Origin of the sequence: Dietzia sp. SYD-A1 (genome assembly GCF_015356725.1) — a bacterium.
Taxonomy (GTDB): Bacteria; Actinomycetota; Actinomycetes; order Mycobacteriales; family Mycobacteriaceae; genus Dietzia.
Genome location: NZ_JADDKI010000257.1, coordinates 1 through 6,444, shown reverse-complemented (window position 1 = coordinate 6,444; position 6,444 = coordinate 1). Strand labels below are relative to the sequence as shown.

Sequence of the window (6,444 nt, the reverse complement as noted above, 5' to 3'; positions counted from 1 at the left end):
GTCCGACCCCGTCTCCCCGGCCGACCGCGGCGCTGCGCTCGACGCGATCCGCGCCGCCTTCCCCGCCCTCGCCTGGGAGTCGTTGCAGTGGATCGACGAGGGCTGGGACCACGTGGTGGTGATGTGCCACGGCTGCCGCGGCGCCGACTCGCTCGGGCACCGGGACCTGGTGTTCCGGTTCCCCACGGACGAGCAGGCGCTCGCGCGTCTCCCCCACGAGGCAGCGGTCCTCGACCACCTCTCGGCCGGTGTCGACGCCGCCATACCCCGGTACACGCACGTCCCCCCGGACGGCGGATTCGCCGGGTACCCCCTGGTGTATGGGGACCGGCTCACCCCTGACCTGCTCCGTTCCCTGCCCACGACGGACAGGACGATGATCGCCGGCCAACTCGGGGCACTGCTCACCGCGCTCCACGGGGCCGACACGTCGGTCCCGCCGCTCGACCGGGTCCCGGACTCCTACCAACCCGAGAACCTGGACTTCGTGCGGGGGATCGTGGCCAACGACCTCCCGGCGGTGTTCACCGAGGACGAGATGCGGACGGCGCGGGAGATCTGCGACGAGGTCGCCGCGCTCCAGTCCACCCTGCTCCCGCGGGTCCTCCTGCACAACGACGTCTACGTGCGCCATCTCTACTGGGATGCGCGCACGTCCCCGGGCCGGTTGGGGCTCATCGACTTCACCGACATGTGCCTCGGCGACCCGGCGGTGGACTTCGCCGAACTGTACGAGTACGGCCCGCGTTTCGTCGACGAGGTGCTCGCGCGCTACGTCGGCAGGATCGACGAGACCTTTCTCGACAGGGCGTGGGCCTACCAGCGGTTCGCCGGGCTCTACATGATCGTCGGCCACCTCTACTACGAGGAGGAGACGTGGGAGTACGCGCGGGCGACGTTCGACCGCTGCCGGTCGCCACGTCGCCCGCTGGCCTGAGTGGGACGTGCGGGCCCCGTCAGCCCTTCACGCGACGCTGGCGGGCGAACTCGGAGAGCACCACTCCGGCCGCGACCGAGGCGTTGAGGCTCTCCACCCCGCCGGAGATCGGGATCGAGAGGATCGAGTCGCAGTTCTCGCGCACGAGCCGCGAGAGCCCCTTGCCCTCGGAGCCCACCACCACGACCGTGGGCCCGGTGCCGTCGTAACTGTCCAGGGTGGTGTCGCCGTCAGCGTCCAGGCCCACGAGCTGCACTCCGGACTTCGCCCAGTCCAGAAGCGTCCGGTTGAGGTTGGTCGCACGCGCGACGGGCAGCCGGGCCGCGGCGCCCGCGGAGGTACGCCACGCGACTGCCGTGATGGACGCACTGCGCCGCTCGGGGATCAGGACGCCGTGGCCGCCGAACGCGGCCGTCGATCTGATGACGGCCCCGAGGTTGCGGGTGTCTGTGATGTTGTCGAGGGCGACCAACAGCGCGGGGCTCGACGACCCCATCGCGATGTCGAGGAGGTCCTTGGGGTCGGTGTACTGGTACGGCGGCACCTGCAGGCCGATGCCCTGGTGCATGCCGTTGCTCGTCATGCGGTCGAGATCGGTGCGCGGCACCTCGAGGATCGAGATGCCCTTGTTGGCGGCCAGGTGCACGGCCTCGGTCAGTCGCTCGTCGGCCTCCGAGCCGACCGCCACGTACAGGGCGGTCGCGGGCACGCCGGCCCGGAGACACTCCACCACCGGATTGCGCCCGACCACGTATTCGGGGCCGTCGGCCTGCTTCTGGGCGTGCCGGCGGCGCTGCTGGGCCGTCTCCGCCTTCCGCGAGGCGGCCTTGGCCTTGCGGTGTGCGGAGTGATACGTGCGGTCCTCCGCCTTGGGCGTGGCCCCCCGGGCCTCGAGACCCCGTCGCCGCTGGCCGCCGGATCCGACGACCTGGCCCTTCTTGGTGCCGGTCTTGCGGATCGCCCCGCGTCGGCTCGAATTGCCCGCCATGTCAGTCCTTCCGATTGGCGAGCGACCATTTCTGGCCGTCCGCGGTGTCTGTCACCTCGACGCCGGCCGCGACCAGTCGGTCCCGGATCGCGTCGGCGGTGGCGAAGTCCTTATTCGAGCGCGCGATGTCGCGCGCCTCGAGTTCTGCGCGCACGAGCGAGTCGAGCGCGGTGGTCGCGGCGTCGTCGCCGCCGCCGGCGGCCACCCAGTGGGGGTCGAGGGGATCCACGCCCAGCACCGCCGTCATGGCCCGGACGGCCGACGCGGCGGACAGCGCCGAGTCGTGATCGCCGGCGGCCAGGGCCGTGTTCCCCCTGCGCACCGCGCCGTGGATCTCCGCCAGCGCGGCCGGGACCCCGAGATCGTCGTCCATCCCCGCGGCGAATCCGTCGGTCCACTCGCCGACGGGTATCTCCGGGACGACCTCGGCCACGCGCCGGATAAAGGTCTCTATCCTGCGGTATCCGGCAGCGGCCTCCTGCAACGCCTCCGGTGAGTACTCGAGCATGGACCGGTAGTGGGCACTGCCGAGGTAGTAGCGCAGCTCGACGGGGCGCACCACGGTGAGGATGTTCGGGACGCTGAGGACGTTACCCAGCGACTTGCTCATCTTCTCCCCGGCCATGGTCACCCACCCGTTGTGCAGCCAGTACCGGGCGAAGCCGTCACCGGCCGCGTGGGACTGGGCGGCCTCGTTCTCGTGATGAGGGAACTGCAGGTCCAGGCCGCCGCCGTGGATGTCGAAGGTGTGACCGAGGTACCAGGTGGCCATCGCCGAACACTCGAGGTGCCAGCCGGGCCGGCCCTCTCCCCACGGGGTCGGCCAGCTCGGCTCCCCGGGTTTGGCCGCCTTCCACAGCGCGAAATCGCGGGGGTCTCGTTTACCCCGCAGGTCGGCCCCCTCGCCCTGGTCGACCTCGTCGAGCCGGTGTCCCGAGAGGTGCCCGTAGTCGCCTTCGGGGGCGGCCGACCAGGCCGCGACGTCGAAGTACACGCTGCCCTCGGCCGGGTACGCGTAACCGCGCTCGATGAGCCGCTCCATGTAGTCGATCATCTGGGTGACGTGTCCGGTGGCCCGGGGCTCCGTGGACGGCGGCAGGACGCCCAGCGCGTCATAGGCCCTGGTGAACTCCCGCTCGTGCGTGGCGACCCATTCCCACCACGGCCGCCCGTTCTCCGCGGCCTTGGTGAGGATCTTGTCGTCGATGTCCGTGACGTTGCGGACGAACGCCACGTCGTAACCGCATCCCAGCAGCCATCGGCGCAGGATGTCGAAGGCGACCCCCGACCGGACGTGGCCGATGTGCGGCACGGACTGCGGGGTGGCTCCACAGAGGTAGACCGACGCGTGACCCTCCCGGACAGGGGTGAACTCCCGGAGGGAGCGGGTGGCGGTGTCGTACAGCTGGAGCGTCACGGGGATCGAGTCTACCGGTGACGCCTCCTCGCGCCCGCTTCGTCAGCTCCGGAACAGCAGAGCCGTCGCCACCGCGGAGACCCCCTCGCCGCGGCCGGTGAAGCCCATCCCGTCGGTCGTGGTGGCCGAGACGGACACCGGGGCGCCGATGATCGCCGAGAGGGTGTCCTGGGCCTCGAGCCGCCGCGGGCCCATCTTGGGTCGGTTACCGACCATCTGCACGGCGGCGTTACCGATCGTCCACCCCTGGCCGGTCACCTCCGCCACCGCTTCACGCAGGAGACGCTCACCGGAGACGTCGTCGTACTCGGGGCGTCCGGTGCCGACCAGGGTTCCGAGGTCGCCGAGACCGGCGGCGGACAACAGCGCGTCGACCAGTGAGTGGGCCACCACGTCTCCGTCGGAGTGGCCCTCGCACCCGTCGTCGTCGGGGAAATGCAGGCAGGCCATCATGCACTTCTTGCCGGGTTGAACCTGGTGGGCGTCGGTGCCGATACCGACGCGGGGGGGCACGGGTCCGGTCACGGGACGGTCCTCCGGGTTCTCGCGTGCGTGGAACCCGTGCTGGTCACGGAGTTCCTCCTGGGCGCGCGCGTGGTCCGACGCGGTGGTGATCTTGAAGGCGAGCGGATCACCCGCCACGGTCGCCACCCTCCTGCCCAGCCGCTCCACCAGGCCGGCGTCGTCGGTGGCCACGTCACCGGCCGCATCGTAGGCCGCCAGCAGCACGTCGGGCGCGAAGCCCTGCGGCGTCTGAACGGCTCGGAGAGCTCCGCGATCGGGCGTGCCCACCACGTAACCGGCGGCGTCGACCTCCTTGACGGTGTCGACCACGGGGAGGACGGGGACCACCGCGCCCTCGCCCGATCGGACCGCCTCCACCACCCGGAGGATCGGAGCGGCCGGGGTCAGGCAGCGTGCCGCGTCGTGGACCAGCACGACGTCGTGGACCGGCGACCCCGACCCCTCGAGGGTGGCGGTGAGGACCGCCAGACCGTTACGGACCGAGTCGGTGCGTTGCGGCCCGCCCACCGCGACGAGAACGAGGTGTTCGCCGGACCGGAGAGGCGCGAGCAGCAGCTCCGACTCCGCGACCCGGTCCTCGGGGACCACCACCACGACGTCGTCGACCGCCCCGCTCGCCAACAGACCGGAGACGGCCCGCTCGAGCATGGTCCGACCCGACAGCTCGACGAAGGCCTTGGGGACCCCCGCACCCAGGCGCAGTCCGGAGCCCGCCGCGGGAACGACGGCGGCCACCCTGCCCGTGGGGGGCGGGTGGCCACTGCCATCACTGAGCTCCTGCGCGGATCGAGTCACCCCCGCGGTCGCGTCAGGCGGGGGTGGCGGCGGACAGCACCTGCTCGAGGAGCTCGTCGGCGCGGTGCTCATCGGCGCGGTCGGCCAACGCGAGTTCGCCCACCAGCACCTGCCGTGCCTTCGCGAGCATCCGCTTCTCACCGGCGGACAGACCACGGTCCAGGTCACGACGCCACAGATCGCGGACGACCTCGGCGACCTTGTTCACGTCCCCCGAGGCCAGCTTCTCGCCGTTCGCCTTGTACCGGCGGGACCAGTTGGTCGGCTCCTCGGCGTGCTCAGTGCGCAGGACGTCGAAGACCTTGTCGAGCCCCGCCTCGTCGACCACGTCACGCACGCCCACGTACTCGGCGTTCTCGGCCGGAACCCGGACCGTGAGATCGCCCTGCGAAACCTTGAGGACGAGGTATTCCTTCTCGGTGCCCTTGACCGTCCGCATCTCGATCGCCTGGATACTAGCGGCGCCGTGATGCGGGTAGACGACAGTGTCGCCGACCTTGAACTCCATGAGTGGCTTTCCCCTTTCGACTGAGACATCTTAGCACGCCCTCAGCGCTGGGGTTTTCCGTTTGTGCAGGTCAGAAACCCGTACGGCGGGGGCGCCGCATCCGGGGGGTGCCGGGAGCGCACTCTGACGCCGGTCACGACCAGCCGTGGACTACGATGAGACCGGCCTGAGAACGACCATCCCCCGAGGAGCCTGACGTGACTTCACCGAACACCGGCCTGCGCCGCACCGCGCTCGTAGTCCTGGCCGTGGGTACCGCCGTCGGTTTGTCCGCGTGTGGCGCCGGGCAGGTCTCCCAGACGGCCAACCAGGTCGCCGCGGTGGACGGCGGGCAGGGTTCCGCGGGCGAGCTCCACGTCAACGATCTCGTGGTGGTCCTCCCCGAGGAGGGCGAGGCGCGTCTCGGGTTCGCCGCCTCCTTCACCGGGACCGGCATGGGCGAGTCGATCTCCCTCGACCGGATCGAGATCGACGGGATCGAGGCGCAGCTCGGCGAGACACAGCCGCTGGAACGCGGATGCTCCCTGATCGTCTCGCCGGCGGCGGACGTCGAGCCCGTCCCCGCGCGGGACGACCTCTGCGTCGAGCGCAGCACCGCCACGCTGCCCGACTCCGACGACCTCCGGATCGGGACCTCTGTACCCGCCACCGTGTCGTTCTCCAACGGCGATCAGATCGAGATGTCCGCCGCCGTCATCGCCGAGGTCCCGCCCAGCGACGAGTACACCCGCCCGGTCGAGACCCACGCAGAGGGGCACTGAGACGTCCGCCCTGGCCCCCCGCGCCACGGACGGGATCCCCGTCGACGCACCCGTCCGGGCCGTCCTCCGGCGCCTGTCCCCCGGCACCCCGCTGCGTGAGGCACTGGACCGCATCCGTCGCAGCGGCACCGGTGGTCTCATCGTGCTGGGCGATGACCCCGCCGTCCGGGAGATATGCGACGGCGGTGTCACGCTGGACGTCGAGTTCACACCGGCCAGGCTGCGCGAACTGAGCAAGATGGACGGAGCCGTGGTCCTGTCCTCGGACGGCGAGCGGATCACCCACGCCAACGTCCACCTCGTGCCCGATCCCACCCTGCCGGCGGTCGAGACCGGGACCCGGCACCGCGCGGCCGAACGGACCGCCCTGCACACCGGTGTCCCGTCGGTGGCGGTCTCCGCCTCGATGACGACGGTGACCGTCTACGCGGGCGGGCAGGCCCGCGTCCTGGCCGACCCCGTGGTCCTGCTGGCCCGCGCGGACCAGACGGTGGCCACCATGGAGCGACACGG

7 protein-coding genes and 1 pseudogene are annotated in these 6,444 nt (G+C 71.1%); 3 read left to right on the top strand and 5 right to left on the bottom strand.

Annotated features, from left to right (window positions below; all coding sequences use genetic code 11):
* Positions 1-937: aminoglycoside phosphotransferase family protein (locus tag IY392_RS11200; RefSeq protein WP_228549300.1), on the top strand; the 937-nt coding region annotated here is incomplete at its 5' end.
* Positions 938-956: 19 nt separating this feature from the next.
* Here the strand turns inward: IY392_RS11200 and rlmB are convergent.
* From rlmB to IY392_RS11180, 5 genes and pseudogenes are all read right to left on the bottom strand, one after another.
* Entirely contained in the window at positions 957-1,925 is a 969-nt protein-coding gene (rlmB, locus tag IY392_RS11195; protein ID WP_107755699.1) for a 23S rRNA (guanosine(2251)-2'-O)-methyltransferase RlmB, read from the bottom strand.
* Position 1,926: 1 nt separating this feature from the next.
* Positions 1,927-3,342 carry a cysteine--tRNA ligase gene (gene cysS, locus IY392_RS11190; protein ID WP_194861252.1) on the bottom strand — a complete coding sequence of 472 codons (1,416 nt, stop codon included), beginning with the start codon at positions 3,340-3,342 and terminating at the stop codon, positions 1,927-1,929.
* 42 nt (positions 3,343-3,384) lie between these two features.
* Complete coding sequence (ispF, locus tag IY392_RS19235) at positions 3,385-3,867, bottom strand: 2-C-methyl-D-erythritol 2,4-cyclodiphosphate synthase (protein WP_309230106.1); 483 nt, start codon at positions 3,865-3,867, stop codon at positions 3,385-3,387.
* A 45-nt stretch (positions 3,868-3,912) separates the two neighbouring features.
* Positions 3,913-4,662, bottom strand: a pseudogene (gene ispD / locus IY392_RS19230) (2-C-methyl-D-erythritol 4-phosphate cytidylyltransferase); the annotation flags it as partial.
* Positions 4,663-4,675: 13 nt separating this feature from the next.
* A complete protein-coding gene (locus IY392_RS11180) occupies positions 4,676-5,170 on the bottom strand; it encodes a CarD family transcriptional regulator (protein WP_017835982.1) in 495 nt (164 codons plus the stop codon).
* A gap of 197 nt (positions 5,171-5,367) precedes the next feature.
* Here IY392_RS11180 and IY392_RS11175 point away from each other — a divergent pair, with 197 nt between their 5' ends.
* Both IY392_RS11175 and disA read left to right on the top strand, forming a co-directional pair.
* Complete coding sequence (locus IY392_RS11175) at positions 5,368-5,931, top strand: hypothetical protein (protein ID WP_182612982.1); 564 nt, start codon at positions 5,368-5,370, stop codon at positions 5,929-5,931.
* Between the two features lie 34 nt (positions 5,932-5,965).
* A partial coding sequence (gene disA / locus IY392_RS11170) for a DNA integrity scanning diadenylate cyclase DisA (RefSeq protein WP_194861253.1) occupies positions 5,966-6,444 on the top strand: 479 nt, incomplete at its 3' end.

What these genes read in the sequence shown, in the direction of transcription:
- IY392_RS11180 (WP_017835982.1), bottom strand. Translation starts at nt 5,170, where the DNA reads ATGGAGTTCAAGGTCGGCGACACTGTCGTCTACCCGCATCACGGCGCC.
- rlmB (WP_107755699.1), bottom strand. Translation starts at nt 1,925, where the DNA reads ATGGCGGGCAATTCGAGCCGACGCGGGGCGATCCGCAAGACCGGCACC.